Genomic DNA, 16291 nt, shown 5'->3' with positions numbered 1-16291 from the left:
TGCCATTAGTGTCCCCCGCCTGACTTGAGGTAGGCCTCCATGACCGCCTTCGCGACCGGCGCCGCCGCCAGCCCGCCGGTGGTCTCGTTACCGTTCACTCCGCCGTTCTCGATGATCACGGCGACCGCGATCTTCGGCGCGCCGTTCTGCAGCGCGAAGCCGGAGAACCATGCGTGCGGCGGGGTTTCCTTGCCGTTCACGAAGATGCCGGTGTCGGCGGTACCGGTCTTGCCACCCACGACCACGCCGGGGATATCGGAGATCCGGGCCGCGCCACCGGTGCCCTCCGGCGCGGTCACGACACCTTCCATCATCTCCTGCAGGTCGGTGTCCAGATCCGGGTCCAGCGCCTGGCTCAATTGCGTGGGCTCGGTCTGGCTCAGCGTCGACAGGTTCGGACTGAGCTCCTTCGCGACCAGGTACGGCTTCATCAGCGAGCCGTTGTTCGCGACCGCCGCGGAGATCATCGCCGCCTGCAACGGCGTGATCCGCACGTCCTGCTGACCGAACGAGGTGTGCGACAGGCTGCCCTTGTCGGTGAGATCGCCGGTGCTGCCCACCGTCGAGGTACACACGGGCAGCGGCACGTTGAGCGCCGGCGGGTGGCACAGGTCCGGCGGGTCGCCGGTGTACGGGTCGCCGAACCCGAACAGCTTGGCCTGGTCGGCGATCCGCTGCCCGCCCAGCTTGTCGACCGCCAGGGCGGCGAACGCGGTGTTGCACGACTTGGCCAGCGCGAACGCGAGCGTCGCAGTCTTGCCGTTGTCGCACGTCTCGCCGTCGAAGTTCTTCACGCACGAGGACGTCGGATCGTTCGGGCAGGCGCTCGTCTTCTTCGGGTCGAACGGCCAGTAGCCGTTGGGCGCCGGCACCCTGGTATCCGGCGTGATCTTGGCCGCCGGATCGGACAGCGCCGCGGCCGAGACGATCACCTTGAACACCGAGCCGGGCGCGTACAGCTCGTTGAAGGCGCGGTTGAGCATCGGCTTGGCCGGGTTGTCATTGAGTTTGCTCCAGGCGCGTTCCATCGTGTTCGCGTTGTGCGAGCTGAGCTCGTTCGGGTCGTAGGACGGCGTGGACACCGCGGCCAGGATCGCCCCGGTCGTCGGATCGAGCGCGACCACAGCGCCGCGCCGCATCTTGCCGTCCGCGCCCTTCATCGCGCTGTACGCCGCAGCCTGGGCTGCCTTGTTCAGGGTCAGCTGGATGCTGCCGCCCTTGGGGTTGCGCCCCGTCAGCAGGCTGCCCAGCTGAGTGCCGAACAGGCGCGGGTCGTCACCGGAGAGCACCTTGTCCTCGGACTCCTCGATCCCGCTTCGCCCGTAGACGTAGGAGTAGAAGCCGGTGACCGGCGCGTACAGCTCACCCTGCGGGTAGGTGCGCAGGTACTTCAGCTCGTCGCTGGTCTGCTTGCTCAGCGCGATCGCGGTGCCCTGGACGACGATCTGCCCACGCGGGCTGGCGTACTCGTTCAGCAGCACCCGCTTGTTGCCGACGTGGTTGCGGTACTCGTCGCTCTTGACCACCTGGACGAAGTTGAGGTTCACGAAGATCGCCGCGAACAGCACCCCGAGCGCGATCGCCACTCTGCGGATCGGCCGGTTCATGCCGGGACCGTCTCTTTCGCCTTGGCCGGCGGCACGGTGGCGGGCCGGCGCGCGGCGTCCGAGACGCGCAGCAGCAGCGCGAGCAGCGCGTAGCTGCCGATCAGCGACGAGCCGCCGTAGGACAGGAACGGCGTGGTCAGCCCGGTCTCGGGCAGCAGCCGGGTGACACCGGCGACCACGACGAACAGCTGCAGCGCGACCAGGAACGACAGGCCCATCGCGAGCAGCTTGCCGAACGCGTCCCGGACCGCGAGCGCGGATGCGATGCCACGAACCACGAACAGCGCGTACAGCACCAGGATGCCGACCAGCCCGAACAGCCCGATCTCCTCACCGAACGCGGAGACGATGAAGTCGGTCGCGGGCAGCGGGACGAGTTCCGGGTGGCCGTTGCCCAGCCCGCTGCCGAAGATGCCGCCGGTGCCCAGGCTGAACAACGATTGGCGCAACTGATAGCCCGGATCGATCCCCTGCGCGAGTTGGGCCGAGGTGAGCGGCGCGAACGGGTGCAGCCACACCTCGACGCGGGTCTGCACCGTCCCGAACACCTGGTAGGCCAGGTACGCGCCGACCGCGAACAGCGCGATGCCGACCACCACCCAGCCGGCCCGCTCGGTCGCGACGTACAGCAGCACCACGAACAGCCCGAAGAACATCAGCGACGTGCCCAGGTCGCGCCCGCGCACCAGAACCGCGATGCACAGCAGCCAGGCGAGCAGCAGCGGCCCGAAGTCACGCCCGCGCGGCAGGTCGAAGCCGATGAACCGCGACCGGATCGAGAAGCCGACACGCTTGCCGGCCAGCGACAGCACGTCCCGCTTGGCGACCAGGTAGGCGGCACCGAAGATCGTCAAGAGGATCTTGGCGAACTCGCCCGGCTGGATCGAGAAGCCGGCGACCCGGATCCAGATGCGCGCGCCGTTCACCTCGCTCATGCTCGCGGGCAGGACGGCGGGCAGGACCAGGAAGAACAATCCGGCGAGGGCGAGCGTGTACGCGTAACGCTGCAGCACGCGGTGATCGCGGATGAGCACGATCAGGACGATGAACAGCGCCACCCCGATCGCGGTCCACACCACCTGGGTCGGTGCGGCCGGATTGTTGAACGTGTCACCGCTCTGGGCGGCCTGCTGCTTGAGCCCGAGATCCAGGCGATGGATCATCACCAGCCCGAGGCCGTTGAGCAGCACGACGATCGGCAGCAGCAGCGGGTCGGCGTACGGCGCGACCCGGCGGATGACCAGGTGCGTGACGAGCCCGACCACGATCGGCACGGCCGCGTAGGTGATCAACCGGCTGGAGATGTGCCCGTCGCGCGTGGCCTCGACGTCCGCCTCGGCCGCCACGACCAGCAGCACGGCGAACACGAGCATCAGCAACTCGCTGCCACGGCGAGTCGGGATCTTCAGCGCGGCCGGGACGGTCACGATCCGCTCCGGCAGTCGTCCGGGCCGTAGCTGACCGTCGGTGCGGGAAAGGTCGGCACCGTGGGGGTGGCGGCCGTGGGCGAGGTCGGCGTCGGCGTCGGCGTGGTGTGCGGGGTCGTCTTGGGTGTCGTCTTCGGTGTCGTCTTCGGCGTCGTCTTCGGGGTCGTCTTCGGCGTCGTCTTCGGCGTCGACTTCGGTGTGGAGGCGGCATGCGAGGTCGGCGGCGCCGCCGGGCTCGTGGTGGGGGTGATCGTCGGCTGCTGCAACTGCGAGCACAGCGGCAGCATGTGGTCGGCCTCGAGCCGGGTGATGACCTTGCGTGCCTCGTCCTTGCTGCCCGCGGCGATGCCCGAGCTCACCTGCGAACGCGAGGACGGGTCGAGATCGGCGAGTTTGAGGTCGGTGTTCTCGTCCACCTCGTAGAACTTCAGCGGGCCGAACGAGGTGTTCACGCCGCGGAAGATCGCCACCTCGGTGCCGTCCCGACCCACGAAGTAGTAGGTCTGCGTCCAGGCATACACACCGGCCAGCACACCGATGACCATGGCCGCGATCACGACGAGCAGCGCGATCAGCCGCCAGCGCGGGCGCCGCTTGACCGCGGCCTGCGGAGCCGGCAACGGCGTCTTCGGGCGGGACATCTGGGCGGCGCGCTCAGCCGGGCTGTCGGTGCCGGGGACGTCCGCCGCGGACGGGTCCACGAACGCGCCCGCGATCACCGGGACGTCGTCGATGACATCGCCCGCGCGCGCTTCGACCGCATCGGCGACGATCACGGTCACGTTGTCCGGTCCGCCGCCGCGCAACGCGAGTTCGACCAGCCGGTCCGCGCACTCCTGCGGATCCGGCACCCGCAGCGTGTCCAGGATCGTCTCGGTCGACACCACGTCCGACAGACCGTCGCTGCACAGCAGGTACCGATCGCCCGGGCGTGCCTCACGGATCGACACGTCGGGATCCACTTCGGCGCCGCGCAATGCCTTGAGGATCACCGACCGGCGCGGGTGGTCCTTCGCCTCGTCCGGCGTCAGCTTGCCGATGTCGACCAGGTACTGCACGTACGTGTCGTCGTGGGTGATCTGCGAGAGCAGGTCGGCCCGCAGCAGGTAGGCGCGCGAATCGCCCACGTGCACCAGCCCGACGCGTGAACCGACGAAGCGCAGCGCGGTGAGCGTGGTGCCCATGCCGTCCAGCGCGGGGTCCTGCTGCACGGCGTCGGCGATCCGCTGGTTCGCGTCGAGCACGGCATCGCGCAGCGCGGCCATCACGTCACCCGGCGCGCGGTCCTCGTCCAGGCTCTCCAGCGTGCCGATCACGATCTTGCTGGCGACCTCGCCCGCCGCGTGCCCGCCCATGCCGTCGGCCACCGCGAGCAGCCGCGGGCCGGCGTACACCGAGTCCTCGTTGTTGCCGCGCACCAGACCGAGGTCCGAACGCACGGCGTACCGCAGGATCAGCGCCATCTAACGCAGTTCCAGAACGGTCTTGCCGATGCGCAGCGGGACGCCGACCTCCATCGGCACCGGGCCGTCGAGCTTGCGCTGACCGAGGTAGGTGCCGTTCGTGGAGCCGAGGTCCTCGACGACCCACATGCCGTCCTGCATCGTGATGCGCGCATGCCTGGTGCTGGCGTAGTCATCGGTGAGCACCAGCGTCGAGTCGTCCGCCCGGCCGATCAGCACCGGCGCACCGGTGAGCCCGATGCGGGTGCCCTGCAGGCTGCCCTCGGTGACGATCAACTGCGACGGGCCACGGCCGGCCGGCGGCGCCACCGACCGCGCCCGGCCCTTGCGAGCCGGCGGGGTGGCGATGCGCGGCTGGCCGCTGGTGCGCAGGTCACTGCGGATCACCCGGATCGCGCCGAAGACGAACAGCCACAGCAGCGCGAGGAATCCGAAGCGCATGATCTGCAGCGCGAGGGCTGAGTTCATGCGCGCTTCGCTGTCCGGCAGCTCACTGGGTGTCCTGCTGGAACACGAGCCGGGTGTGCCCGATGCGGATCACGTCGCCGTGGCGCAGCACCTGGCTGCCGACCTCGTGGCCGTTCACGGCGGTGCCGTTGGTGGAGCCGAGGTCGTAGACGGTGGCGAAGTTGCCGTCGAACTGGATGTCCAGGTGGCGGCGGGAGATGCCCTGGTCGAGCAGTTGCAGATCGGCGTCGGTGCCGCGGCCGATGACGTTGCTGCCGTGCCGCAGTTCGAAGCGCTGGTGCGTCTGATCGACCGTGACGGACGCTCCCGGCCGGCGCGGCTGCCCGGGCGGCGGGCCTTGCGGCGGACCGTACTGCTGATTGCCAGGAGGCGCGGGTTGCGGGGCCGGCGGTGCGTAACCCGGTGGTGGCGCGTACGCACCGGGCGGCGGGCCGTAGGACTGCGGTTGCGGAGCGCTGTATGCCGGGGGTTGCGGCGCGCTGTAGGTCGGCGGGGGCGGGTACTCGCCCGGCGGCAGGCCGGGCACGGCCGGCATCGACAGCGAGTCGTACGGGCGGCGGCGCGGCGGGGCCTGCGGCTCCATGCGCGAGGCCACCCCGAAGACGCCGGTGTGCAGTTCGTCGTCGCGGGCGAGGTAGACCTCGATGTCGCCGATGGTCGTCCAGCGGTTCTCGTCCAGCGAGTCCTGCAGCAACTCGGCGAGCGAGTTGGTCAGCTGGGTCTCCCACGGCACCAGCCGCTCGTGATCCGAGGGCGACAGGGTGACCCGGTACCGGTTCGGGCACAGCACCTGCCCGTTGCCCATGACGTTCTTTCGGTCGGCCGCCTCGCGCTGCAACGCGGAGCCGATCTCGACCGGTTCGACCTGGCCCTTGAAGACCCGTGCGAACGCGCCGCCCACCAAGCCCTCGAGGCGGCGCTCGAACCGCTGCGCCAAGCTCACGAGTACCTCCTTCGCGGGGCATGGTTGTAGCGCGTGGGCACTCACGCGACAGCGGCAGTCTATCGGGCGGGCCCCAGCGGGCCGGTAAAAGCGGCCTGAGGAGCGTGCTACCGTTGCGCGTTGTCATACGCGTGAGCTGATCACGCGTGCCGGGCAAGTGGCGGAATGGCAGACGCGCACGGTTCAGGTCCGTGTGTCCGAAAGGACGTGGGGGTTCAACTCCCCCCTTGCCCACACAACTCGTATCCGGCATGCGATTGCGGTGCCGACGCCCCTCAATCGCATGACGAAGCGGCGCGCGGCGACAGCAGAATCTGAGTCGTGATCTAGGGCGGCTGCCGCATGTGGACCGGACCGCCTTAGCGCCAACCTCGTGATCGTCCTACTCACGAGGAGCGATCATGCTGGACAGCCCGAACTTCCGCCGGCTGATGGCGGCGCTGGCCGTGTCGCAGCTCGGCGACTGGCTCTACAACGCGGCACTGCTCGCATTCGTCTACGAGCGCACGCACTCGGCCGGCTGGCTCAGCGCGACCACGGTGGCGCGGGTGCTCCCGATCGTGCTGCTCGGCCCGGCGGCCGGCCTGCTCGGCGACCGGTTCGACCGGCGCCTGGTCATGATCGCCAGCGACGTCGCCCGGGTCGGCGCGATGCTCGGTCTGGTCGCGGTCGCCCACTACGGGCTGGCCGTGTGGCTCGTCCCGGCACTGGCCGCGTTCGCGACCGCCGCGGCCAGCCCGTACCCGCCGTGCGTCGCGGCGAGCCTGCCGCGGCTGCTCCCCCGTGAGCAGTTGCCCGCGGCCAATGCGCTGCGTGCCGCGATCGGTCCGCTGGCCATCATCACCGGTCCGGTGCTCGGGGCCGGGGTGCTGGCCGTGGCCGGCGCCGGGTGGGCGTTCGGGATCAACGCGCTGACGTTCGCCGCGTCCGCACTACTCGTCCTTGCGGTGCCCGATCGAAGCGCGTTCCGGCCCACGCCAGGTAGCGAGCAGCAGCCCGGACTGTGGGCGGCCGTGACGCTCGGCGCGCGCGAACTGCTGCGACGACCCGACGCGAGCCGGCTGGTCGGCGCCGACATCCTGTGCAGCCTCTGCTACGGCATGCAGACGGTCGCGCTCGTCGCAATCAGCGTGCGGCTGGGCTGGCACGAGTCGGGGTACGGGCTGCTGCTCGCCGCGATCGGCGCCGGCGGGCTGCTCGGCACCGGCATCGCGCCACGGGCGCTGCGCCGGTTCAGCCGGGGCGCGGTGCTCTCGCTCGCCCTGCTCGCGGTCGCGGTTTCGCTGCCGCTCATGGCGTCGTTGCCCTCACCCGTCGCGGTGCTGCTCGCGTCGCTGGCCTCCGGTGCCGGATCGCTGATCGTCGAGGTGGGCGCCGAGACCGTGCTGCAGGAGCAGTTGCCGGACGAGGTCTTCGCCCGCGCCTACGGCTTCGCCTTCCCGGCCTCGATCGGCGGCATCGCGCTCGGCGCAGCGATCGTCGCGCCGCTGGTCGCGCTGCTCGGCCGCACCGGCGCGCTCGCCCTGGCCGGCGCCCTCGTCGCCGGGTACGCGCTCTGGCTGCACGGCGCCCGCGCCTACAGCCGCCCCCTCGTTGCCCACTGACACCGCAAAGGAACGCCCGTGAGAATCCCCATACGCAAAGCCGTATTCGCGACTGCCGGGAGCCTCCTCGTGCTCGCGTCGGCGGTGTTTCCGGTGTCGACCGCCGCAGCCGACACGACGACGCAGCCGACGGTGACCTTCGACAGCGCGGGCACCTACTACGTGAACGTTCCCGCCCTCACCGCCTACGCCGATCTGAAGGGGGTCGGCGGCGCCGGGTTCGGCGGCGACGACTCGTCCAGCGGTTCCTCGCACGGCGGCGCGGGCGGATCGGGCACCGACGTGCGGGTGCGGGTCCAGCTCGCCGGCGTCCAGAGGCTCAAGGTCGTCGTCGGTGCCAAGGGCGGCGGCGGGCAGCGCGGCTACGGCTCGCAGCTGTCCGGCAGCGGCGGCAACGGAGGAGGCGCCAGCTACGTCGTCGCCGACGGCCCCAACGAGTACCCGCTGCTGGTCGCAGGCGGCGGCGGGGGTGGCGGCGGCGGCAGCGGGCTGTGGGTCGTCGAGACCGGCGGCGACGGCGGGACCAACGGGGCGGGCACACCCGGCCTCGGCTACGCCGGCCTGCACACGGGCCGCGGCGGCGCCGCCGGCCAGCTGGGAATCTGCACCCTGAGCTGGCTCGCCGCGGGCCAGCCGGGCGAAAGCGCGCCGTCCGGTTCCGGTGTCGGCGGCGGAGGCGGCGGCGGGCAGGGCGCCTGCGACGGAGGCGGCCAGGGTGGCGGCAGCGGCGACCACGGCGCGGGAGCCGGCGCGGGCGGGGGCGGCGGCGCGGGCGCCAGCTACGCGGACCCCTTCGGCTCGGACCAGTCGATCACCGCCGGGAGCAACCGGGCCGACGGTTCGGTGTCGATCACGTTCACCACCGACGTCGCGCAACTGCCGACGATCATCACGCCGAGCTGCCGATACACCGGCGACCTGTCCCAGTCCGCCTACCTGCCCAGCCTGATCGCCGTCGGCTACCCCGCGCCGTCGGTGTCGCTGCTGAACGCACCCGGCTGGCTGAAGATCTACGGGCTCGTCAAGGATGCCGACGGCTCCACCACCGTCACCCTGCACGCGGACGGACCCGTTGCCGGTCCGCAGCAGTACCAGTTGCTGGTCGAGGCGGAGAACGTGGCCGGCTCGATCATCGATCCGCTGACGCTCGTCGTGGGGGTCGCCCAGCCCACCTTCGTGAGCCCGGCGGCGGCTACCGCGACCGTCGGTTCGCCGTTCGGCTTCCAGGTGAGCGCGCTCGGCTGCCCGGCGAACTTCGAGTACACGCTCGGCGGCAGCGACGCGCCGTCCTGGCTGTCGATCGATACGGCGACCGGGCAGCTGTCCGGCACACCGCCCGCGGCCGCCGCCGGCACCCACACGATCACCCTCCGCGCGCAGACCGTTCCGGGCGGCACGGCGATCACCCAGACGTTCACCCTGCAGGTGAATCCGGCGCCGGACGCCGGAACGCCGACCGACCGGGCCACCCCGAGCGATCCGGGCACCCCGAGCGACCCCGGCACCGGATCATCGCCATCGACGGGCACGAGCGGCGGGTCCGACGGCGCAGCAGCGTCCGCCCCGAGCGCACCGTCCGGCGCCGGGACGGACCCGGGCCGGCACACCGCCGCGACGGCCACGCCGACCACGACCGGGCGCGGCGTCATGGCTGTCACCGCAACAGCCGGCCGCGCAGCGTCGGGCCGGAGTGCCGCGGCAGCCGGCACCGCCCCGTTGGCGAACACCGGCAGCGATGTCGGCGTGCTGACCGGGGCGGCGCTCGTGCTGCTGCTCGCCGGTGCCGCCGCGCTGCTCGCGGTGCGCCGGCCACGGGCGCACTGAGCGGGTGCGGGCCGGCCGGCGCCGCGACGGCGGGCGGCCCTGGCCCGGACAGGTGCGGCAGTGTCCGATTGCCGCTCGCCCGGATCGGGTAACCCAATGGGACCATGGTCGACACCCAACCCCGGACCGCCCCGCCCGCGGCCGACGCCAGCGTGCTGCTCGCCCGTCGCTACCGGCTCGGGCCGGTGCTCGGGCGCGGCGGGATGTCAGAGGTCCTGCGCGCCGAGGACACCCTGCTCGGCCGGGACGTGGCCATCAAGCTGTTCTTCCCCGCCGCGGCCGATGCCGCCGACCCGCGCCGGCACTCGGGCGAGATCACCCTGCTCGCCGCGCTGAACCACCCCGGCCTGGTCACCCTGTTCGACGCCGGGACCACGGCGGCCGTCGGCGGCACCGAGCGGCCCTACCTGGTGATGGAGCTCGTCGCCGGGCCGAGCCTGGCCACGCAGCTGCGGGCCGGCCCGCTGAACCCGGCGCAGACCGCCGCGCTGGCGGGGCGGCTGGCAGCGACGCTGGCCTACGTGCATGCCAACGGGGTCGTGCATCGCGACGTCAAACCGGCCAACATCCTGCTCGAGCCCACGCCGGACGGCGAGTTCGCGCCGCGGCTCGCCGACTTCGGGGTGGCCCGGCTCGTCGACAGCACCCGGCTCACCCAGGCGGGTATGACCGTCGGCACCGCCAACTACCTGAGCCCGGAGCAGGCGATGGGCGAACCGGTCGACAGCTCCACCGACGTGTACGCGCTCGGCCTGGTACTGCTCGAATGCCTCACCGGCGAGGTCGCCTTCCCCGGTGTGGGCGTCGCCGCCGCGGCGGCCCGGCTGCACCGCGACCCGGTGATCCCCACCCGGTTCGGCGCGCGGTGGTGCGAACTGCTCGCCGCGATGACCGCCCGCGACCCGGCCGGACGCCCGACCGCGGCCGCGGTCGCCGAAACGCTGAGCGAACCTCTCGCCGTGATCGAGGTGGCCACCGGTACCGTGCCGGCGAGCGCGCCGGCAGCGGCCGACCCGCCCACCGCGCTGTTGAGCGCGCCCGCCGCGGGCTCGGGCGGGACGAAGCTGCTCGACCGTCCGGCGGCACGCCGCAGCCGGCTGGGCTGGGCCGTGGCGGCCGCGTTGGCGGTCGCTGCCGGCGTGGCCGCGCTCGTGCTGGTACTCGCGCAGCCGTCCGGGACGAGTGGGCAGACCGGGCAGCCCCAGGACGGCGCGCCCACCGCGCCGGCGTACCCGAGGGTCGGCGGGACGCTCGGGACCTATCTGGACCAGCTGGAGAAGGCGGTCGGCCGATGAGACGCGTCCTCGCCACGCTCGTCCTGGCCGCCGTGCTGACCGGGTGCGCCTCGGCACCGAGCCCGACGGCACCGGAGCTGTCCGCCCGCGCCCGGACCCAGCTGCAGACCGACGTCCTCGCGGTGGCCCGGGCCGCCGCGCGGCACGACCCGACCGCGGCGCGTGCCGCACTGGCCGACCTGAGCAGCGACCTCACCGCGTTGCGGGCGGCCGGTGCGCTCAGCCCGGCGCGAGCCGCGCAGATCGCCGCGCTGGTCACGAAGGTGCGGGCACAGCTGACCACTGCAGCCACCCGCACCGCGAGCCCGTCGCCCGTCGTCGCACCGGTTGACCGGAAATCGGCGGTGATCCGCCAGCCCGCCCCGACGACCACCCCCAAGCCGAAGGCCAAGCCGAAACCGAAGGGTCACGGGCACGGGCGCGGCCCCGGCCACAACGGCTGACCCGGACGCGCCGGGCGCCGTGCTGCGGGTGCGCCGACGTGCGTCCCCTGGTACACCGGTGACCGTGGACCTGCTCGGCGACGCCCGCCACCTGCTCGTCCGCGCCGGCACCGAGGCCCGCTACGCCGCGACCGTGCTGCACGCGCGCGGTCCGGGTGCCGTCCTCACGCCGCCGCACAAGTTGCTCGCCGGCGCGCGGGCCGTCGAGGCGTACGGCCCCGCCGGTGCCGCGGTCACGCTGGCGGCAGCGGCCCGTCCCGGTGCCGTGGCGATCTCGGACGAGCGCGGCTCGATCACCTTCGGCGAGCTTGACGTGCGTACCAACCAACTCGCGAATGCCTTGCGCGACAAGGGGTTTCGCCCGGGCGACAGCCTCGGCATCCTGGCCCGCAACCACCGCGGGCTGTTCCTGGCGATCTTGGCCGGCGCCCGGCTCGGTGCGCGCACGTTGCTGCTGAACACCGACTTCGCCGGCCCCCAGCTGGCCGACGTGTGCTCCCGCGAGCAGGTGGCGCTGCTGGTGCACGACGCCGAGTTCGCCGCCGCCGTGGCCGCCTACGAACCACCCCTGGGCGCGGTCATCGCCTGGACGGACGGCCCGACAGCGGGGCTCACCGTGGATCGACTCTGCGCCGGCGCGAGCGGCCGCCCTCCGCCGCGTCCGGGCCGCAGGCAGCGCATCGTGCTGCTCACCAGCGGCACCACCGGCACCCCGAAGGGCGCACCGCGCGAGCTGGCCCTCTCCCTGGTCATTCCCGGCGGCTACCTGTCCAAGATCCCGTTGCGATCCGGCCGGCCGGTGCTGCTTGCCGCGCCGGCATTCCACGCCTGGGGCCTGCTCAGCGCGATGCTGGCACTCGGCCTGGGGAACACGCTCGTGATGAGCCGGCGGTTCGACGCGGCAGAGGCGCTGGACGAGCTGGCGCGCACGCGATGCGACGCGTTGATCACCGTGCCCGTCCTGCTGTCCAGGTTGCTGGCCGACGGCGCGGCGGTCGCCCGCCACGACCTCAGCGCGCTGCGCGTCGTCGCCGTCTCGGGTTCGGCGCTGTCGCCGGAACTCGCCGCGCGCGCGATGGACCTGCTCGGCGAGATCGTCTACAACCTGTACGGCTCGACCGAGGTCGCGTACGCGAGCATCGCCACCCCGCAGGATCTGCGGGCCGCACCGGGCACCGTCGGCCGCCCGCCGCTCGGCACCATCGTCAAGCTGCTTGACGACGACGGCGCAGGGGTGCCCGCCGGCCACACCGGCCGGATCTTCGTGGGCAGCTCGATCGCGTTCGAGGGCTACACCGGCGGCGGCAGCAAGCAGACCATCGCCGGGCTGATGGCAACCGGCGACGTCGGGCATGTCGACGCGGCCGGCCGGCTGTTCGTCGACGGGCGCGACGACGACATGATCGTCTCCGGCGGCGAGAACGTGTTCCCACTGGAGATCGAGGAGCTGCTGACCTCGCACCCGGACGTCACCGACGCCGCCGTGATCGGGGTGCCGGACCCGGACTTCGGCTCCCGGCTGCGCGCCTACGTGGTCCGCGAGCCGGGGAGCGGGCTGGACCAGGACGCGATCACGCAGTTCGTGAAGGCCAACCTGGCCCGGTACAAGGTGCCGCGCGAGGTGGTGTTCCTCGACGAGCTGCCCCGCAATCCGGCGGGCAAGGTGCTCAAGCGGCTGCTGCAGTAGTGCATCAGGCGGCAGCCTGCAGGACGCCGATGATCGCCTCGGTGACCTCGTCGGCGTCCTTGTCGGCGTCGATCACGTGCAAGATCCCACGGCCGCGGTAGTAGTCGATCAGCGGCGCGGTCGCGTCGTTGAACACCTGCAGGCGGTTCGCCACGGTCTGCGGGTTGTCGTCCGCGCGCCCCTCGATCTCGGCGCGATGCAGGATGCGGCGGATCAGCTCCTCGCGCGGCACGTCGAGGTAGAGCACGGCGTCCGGTGAGGCGCCCACCCGCTCGGCGAGAGCGCGCGCCTCGCGAGCCTGCTCCACCGAACGCGGGAAGCCGTCCAGCAGGTAACCGGCCCCGCTCGCCGCGGCCAGCACCTTCGGCATCACCAGGCTGATGATGATCACGTCCGGCACGAGGTCACCGCGCTGCATGAACTCGACCACCTGCCGGCCGAGCGGCGTGCCCGCCCGCACCTCGGCACGCAGCAGGTCGCCGGCCGCGATGTGTTCCAGCCCCAGCCGCGCGGCGAGCCGTTCGCCCTGGGTGCCCTTGCCGGAACCCGGCGGCCCGATCAGCAGCACGTTCATGACCGTCACCCTTTCACCGCGCCCCCGGAAAGGCGAGGGTGACCCCGCTCCGGCGAGGGCGAACGCTGGTCGGCGCCGGAATTGCGCGTTACGTTCTGCTCGACGTCATATCGGCGGATCACCCCGCAAAGCCGATCCGGTCACCGCTCGAAAGGACCCCCCGTGCGCTCACTTCGCCTACCGGCGCTGCTCGCCGCAACCACCCTTGTCGGCGCCGCCGGGCTGCTCGCTGTCGCAGTCCCCGCCTCGGCCTCCTCGGCCACCGTCGTCCTCAACGAGGTGTACGGCGGCGGCGGCAACACCGGTGCCCCGCTGCACAACGACTTCATCGAGCTGACCAACCGCAGCGCCGCGCCGGTGGACCTCTCGTCGTGGTCGGTGCAGTACCTGCCGGCGACGGCCAGCGCGAGCTCGAGCTGGGCCGTGACCACGCTGACCGGTTCGATCGCGCCGGGCGGGCTGTACCTGATCGGCGAGGGTGCGGGGAGCGGCGGTGGCGACCCGCTGCCGCCGACCCAGGCCAGCGGCACCACGAACATGTCCGGCGCCGCGGGCACGGTCGCGCTGGTGAACTCACCGACCGCGCTGACCTGCAAGACGGTGCCCGCCTGCGCGGCCGACGGCTCGGTCGTCGACCTGGTCGGGTACGGCTCGGCCGTCGTGCACGAGGGCGATGCCGACGCGCCAGGGCCGTCCAACAGCACGTCGGTACAGCGTGGCTCCGGTCCCGACACCGACCAGAACGGGACCGACTTCACCGCCGCCGACCCGACGCCCGGCGCGGCGAACGAGGCCGGCGGTGGCGGGACGGGCACCGGTGAGCCCGGCCCGCTGCGCATCCACGACATCCAGAGCGGCGAGTGGGTGTCGCCGCACGCCGGCGACTCCGTGACCAACGTGCCCGGAATCGTCACCGGGCTGCGCACCAGCGGCTCGAGCAAGGGCTACTGGGTGCAGGACCCGGCGCCCGACAGTGACGCGGCCACCAGTGAGGGCATCTTCGTCTACACCGGCTCGGCACCGCCGGTCGCGGTCGGTGACTCGGTGCTGGTCAGCGGCAAGGTGAGCGACTACTATCCGCTGTCCAGCGGCGAGACGGTCAGCACGACCTCCAACCTGAGCACCACCGAGATCGGCACCGCGACTGCGATCGTGCTCTCGCACGGCAACCCGCTGCCGGCCCCGGTCGTGCTCACCCCGGCCACCGTCCCGGACACCTACGCACCGGACCTCGGCGGCGGCAACATCGAGGACACCCCGATCACGCCGGATCGCTCCGCGCTCGACTTCTACGAGTCGCTCGAGGGCATGCGCGTGGAGGTCGACAACGCGCGCGTCGTGGGCCCGTCCAACAAGTACGGCGAGCAGTACGTCACCACCAAGCCCGACCAGAACCGCACCTACCGCGGCGGCACCGAGGTTCTCGCCGAGAACGCGACCCCGTCCGGCCGGCTCGAGGTGGTCACCGCGAACGGCGCCGATCTCGGGCTGGACGTCGGCGACGTGCTGGCCGGCGCGACGGTGGGCCCGATCGACTGGTCCTCCTTCGGCGGCTACGCCCTGGACGCGACCACAGTCGGCACACCGCAGCGCAACCACCCGGCGCCCGTCGTCGCCCAGCCCGCCGGGACCCGCCAGCTGTCCATCGCCACGTACAACGTCGAGAACCTCGCCCAGGGCGACTCGGCGGCCAAGTACCAGGCGCTGGCGCAGGGCGTGGTCACGAACCTGGCCGCGCCGGACATCGTGGCGCTGGAGGAGGTGCAGGACAACACCGGCTCGCGCGACGACGGCACCGTGGCCGCCGACCAGACGCTGGCCAAGCTGACCGCCGCGATCAGTGCCGCCGGCGGGCCGTCCTACCAGTGGCGCGAGATCGACCCGGTCAACGACAAGGACGGCGGGCAGCCCGGCGGCAACATCCGGGTCGCGTTCCTGTACGACCCGAGCCGGGTGAGCTTCGTCGACACCGGCAGCACGTCCGTCGACCGCTCCACCACCGGCACCCAGGCGGTCAAGTCGCACGGCAAGGCGGCGCTGAGCCTGTCGCCGGGGCGGATCGACCCGACCAACCCGGTCTGGACGGACAGCCGCAAGCCCCTGGCCGGGGAGTTCAGCTTCCGCGGCCAGCGGGTCATCGTGATCGCCAACCACTTCGACTCCAAGCTGGGCGACCAGAACGCCGACGGGCGCTTCCAGTACCCCGAGCAGTCCTCGACGGTGCAGCGCGCCGGGCAGGCGCTGGTCGTGCACCAATTCGTCCGGTCGCTGCTGGACGTGGAAAAGAAGGCGGAGGTGGTCGTGCTCGGTGACCTGAACGACTACCAGTTCAGCGCCGCGCTGGCCGTGCTGCGGACCGGGAACGCGGCCGGGACGGGGCCGGCGAGCCTGACCGACCTGATCACCACGCTGCCGGCCGACCAGCAGTACACCTACGTGTACAACGGCATCTCGCAGGTGCTCGACCACATCCTGGTCACCCGGGCGGTGCGCGGCATTAACTACCAGGTGGTGCACGTCAACGCCGAGTACACGAACCAGACGAGCGATCACGACCCGCAGGTGCTGGCCTTCACGCCCTGACCTGCCCGATTGTGCAACTCGCTGCAACTCGCTGCGGGCCTGGGGCGCGGCGGGTTGCACAATCGGGTCCATGGACATGACGGGGTGGCTCAGCGGTCAGGTGTTCCTGCAGACGGTCGACGACGCGGAGGTGCAGCGCGTCACCGCGTTCTTGAACGCGCGGGGCATCGCGTTCCAGATGCTCACGCTCAGCGAGCGGATGACGCTGGACGAGTCCGACCCGGCCAGCGGCGTGACCACCGACCGGTACAGCATCGGGGTACAACTGGCCGGCTTCCCGCAGGTGATCGGACCGATCGTGAACGACCTGATCCAGCGCACCCACGGCGGCGGGTGGGAGCAGGACGTCGCGGAGCCCGCCTAGCCCTCGGCA

The 16291-nt window shown here is 72.0% G+C and carries 13 protein-coding genes, 1 tRNA gene and 1 pseudogene; 9 read left to right on the top strand and 6 right to left on the bottom strand.

The window, feature by feature from the left end; translation table 11 throughout:
* Positions 1–5: 5 nt before the first annotated feature.
* Genes M6B22_RS12325 through M6B22_RS12305 form a run of 5 tightly spaced genes read right to left on the bottom strand, consistent with a single transcriptional unit; the run spans position 6 to position 5908 of the window.
* Positions 6–1607, bottom strand: coding sequence for a peptidoglycan D,D-transpeptidase FtsI family protein (locus tag M6B22_RS12325; RefSeq protein ID WP_269441846.1), 1602 nt, complete (start codon positions 1605–1607; stop codon positions 6–8).
* Complete coding sequence (locus M6B22_RS12320) at positions 1604–3034, bottom strand: FtsW/RodA/SpoVE family cell cycle protein (RefSeq protein ID WP_269441845.1); 1431 nt, start codon at positions 3032–3034, stop codon at positions 1604–1606. The genes M6B22_RS12325 and M6B22_RS12320 overlap by 4 nt, the downstream gene beginning before the upstream one ends.
* The gene (locus M6B22_RS12315; protein WP_269441844.1) at positions 3031–4497 is read right to left on the bottom strand and encodes a PP2C family protein-serine/threonine phosphatase; all 1467 of its coding nucleotides are present in this window, start codon (positions 4495–4497) and stop codon (positions 3031–3033) included. Before M6B22_RS12315 ends, M6B22_RS12320 begins: the two co-directional genes overlap by 4 nt.
* A complete protein-coding gene (locus M6B22_RS12310; protein WP_269441843.1) occupies positions 4498–4965 on the bottom strand; it encodes an FHA domain-containing protein FhaB/FipA in 468 nt (155 codons plus the stop codon).
* A 22-nt stretch (positions 4966–4987) separates the two neighbouring features.
* Positions 4988–5908: an FhaA domain-containing protein gene (locus M6B22_RS12305; RefSeq protein ID WP_269441842.1), complete on the bottom strand. Its 921-nt coding sequence runs from the start codon at positions 5906–5908 to the stop codon at positions 4988–4990.
* Between the two features lie 151 nt (positions 5909–6059).
* On the opposite strand from M6B22_RS12305, the gene M6B22_RS12300 reads away from it, so the two are divergent.
* From M6B22_RS12300 to M6B22_RS12275, 6 genes are all read left to right on the top strand, one after another.
* A tRNA-Leu gene (locus tag M6B22_RS12300) sits at positions 6060–6142 on the top strand.
* Between the two features lie 167 nt (positions 6143–6309).
* Positions 6310–7512, top strand: coding sequence for an MFS transporter (locus M6B22_RS12295; protein ID WP_269441841.1), 1203 nt, complete (start codon positions 6310–6312; stop codon positions 7510–7512).
* 93 nt (positions 7513–7605) lie between these two features.
* A complete protein-coding gene (locus M6B22_RS12290; RefSeq protein WP_269441840.1) occupies positions 7606–9336 on the top strand; it encodes a putative Ig domain-containing protein in 1731 nt (576 codons plus the stop codon).
* A gap of 104 nt (positions 9337–9440) precedes the next feature.
* The gene (locus M6B22_RS12285; RefSeq protein ID WP_269441839.1) at positions 9441–10631 is read left to right on the top strand and encodes a serine/threonine-protein kinase; all 1191 of its coding nucleotides are present in this window, start codon (positions 9441–9443) and stop codon (positions 10629–10631) included.
* Positions 10628–11074, top strand: a complete 447-nt coding sequence (locus tag M6B22_RS12280) for a lipoprotein (protein ID WP_269441838.1) — start codon at positions 10628–10630, stop codon at positions 11072–11074. Before M6B22_RS12285 ends, M6B22_RS12280 begins: the two co-directional genes overlap by 4 nt.
* Before the next feature lie 58 nt (positions 11075–11132).
* On the top strand, positions 11133–12761 hold the full coding sequence (locus tag M6B22_RS12275; RefSeq protein WP_269441837.1) for an AMP-binding protein: 1629 nt from the start codon (positions 11133–11135) through the stop codon (positions 12759–12761).
* A gap of 4 nt (positions 12762–12765) precedes the next feature.
* Here M6B22_RS12275 and M6B22_RS12270 read toward each other — a convergent pair whose 3' ends face one another.
* Positions 12766–13335, bottom strand: coding sequence for an adenylate kinase (locus M6B22_RS12270; RefSeq protein WP_269441836.1), 570 nt, complete (start codon positions 13333–13335; stop codon positions 12766–12768).
* Positions 13336–13497: 162 nt separating this feature from the next.
* Between M6B22_RS12270 and M6B22_RS22205 the strand changes: the two are divergent.
* From M6B22_RS22205 to M6B22_RS12260, 3 genes and pseudogenes are all read left to right on the top strand, one after another.
* Positions 13498–13926: pseudogene (locus M6B22_RS22205) on the top strand (lamin tail domain-containing protein); the annotation flags it as partial.
* 717 nt (positions 13927–14643) lie between these two features.
* Positions 14644–15918 carry an endonuclease/exonuclease/phosphatase family protein gene (locus tag M6B22_RS22200; RefSeq protein WP_407935694.1) on the top strand — a complete coding sequence of 425 codons (1275 nt, stop codon included), beginning with the start codon at positions 14644–14646 and terminating at the stop codon, positions 15916–15918.
* A 70-nt stretch (positions 15919–15988) separates the two neighbouring features.
* Positions 15989–16282 carry a hypothetical protein gene (locus M6B22_RS12260; protein WP_269441834.1) on the top strand — a complete coding sequence of 98 codons (294 nt, stop codon included), beginning with the start codon at positions 15989–15991 and terminating at the stop codon, positions 16280–16282.
* The last annotated feature ends 9 nt before the right edge of the window (positions 16283–16291 follow it).

It is taken from the genome of Jatrophihabitans cynanchi, from assembly GCF_027247405.1.
Taxonomy (GTDB): Bacteria; Actinomycetota; Actinomycetes; order Mycobacteriales; family Jatrophihabitantaceae; genus Jatrophihabitans_B; species Jatrophihabitans_B cynanchi.
This window is presented reverse-complemented; position numbering and strand designations above follow the sequence as displayed.

Excerpts from the sequence above, each read along its gene's own strand:
- M6B22_RS12325 (WP_269441846.1), bottom strand. The coding sequence starts at position 1,607 with ATGAACCGGCCGATCCGCAGAGTGGCGATCGCGCTCGGGGTGCTGTTC.
- M6B22_RS12315 (WP_269441844.1), bottom strand. The coding sequence starts at position 4,497 with ATGGCGCTGATCCTGCGGTACGCCGTGCGTTCGGACCTCGGTCTGGTG.
- M6B22_RS12310 (WP_269441843.1), bottom strand. The coding sequence starts at position 4,965 with ATGAACTCAGCCCTCGCGCTGCAGATCATGCGCTTCGGATTCCTCGCG.
- M6B22_RS12295 (WP_269441841.1), top strand. The coding sequence starts at position 6,310 with ATGCTGGACAGCCCGAACTTCCGCCGGCTGATGGCGGCGCTGGCCGTG.
- M6B22_RS12285 (WP_269441839.1), top strand. The coding sequence starts at position 9,441 with ATGGTCGACACCCAACCCCGGACCGCCCCGCCCGCGGCCGACGCCAGC.
- M6B22_RS12280 (WP_269441838.1), top strand. The coding sequence starts at position 10,628 with ATGAGACGCGTCCTCGCCACGCTCGTCCTGGCCGCCGTGCTGACCGGG.
- M6B22_RS12270 (WP_269441836.1), bottom strand. The coding sequence starts at position 13,335 with ATGAACGTGCTGCTGATCGGGCCGCCGGGTTCCGGCAAGGGCACCCAG.
- M6B22_RS22200 (WP_407935694.1), top strand. The coding sequence starts at position 14,644 with ATGCGCGTGGAGGTCGACAACGCGCGCGTCGTGGGCCCGTCCAACAAG.
- M6B22_RS12260 (WP_269441834.1), top strand. The coding sequence starts at position 15,989 with ATGGACATGACGGGGTGGCTCAGCGGTCAGGTGTTCCTGCAGACGGTC.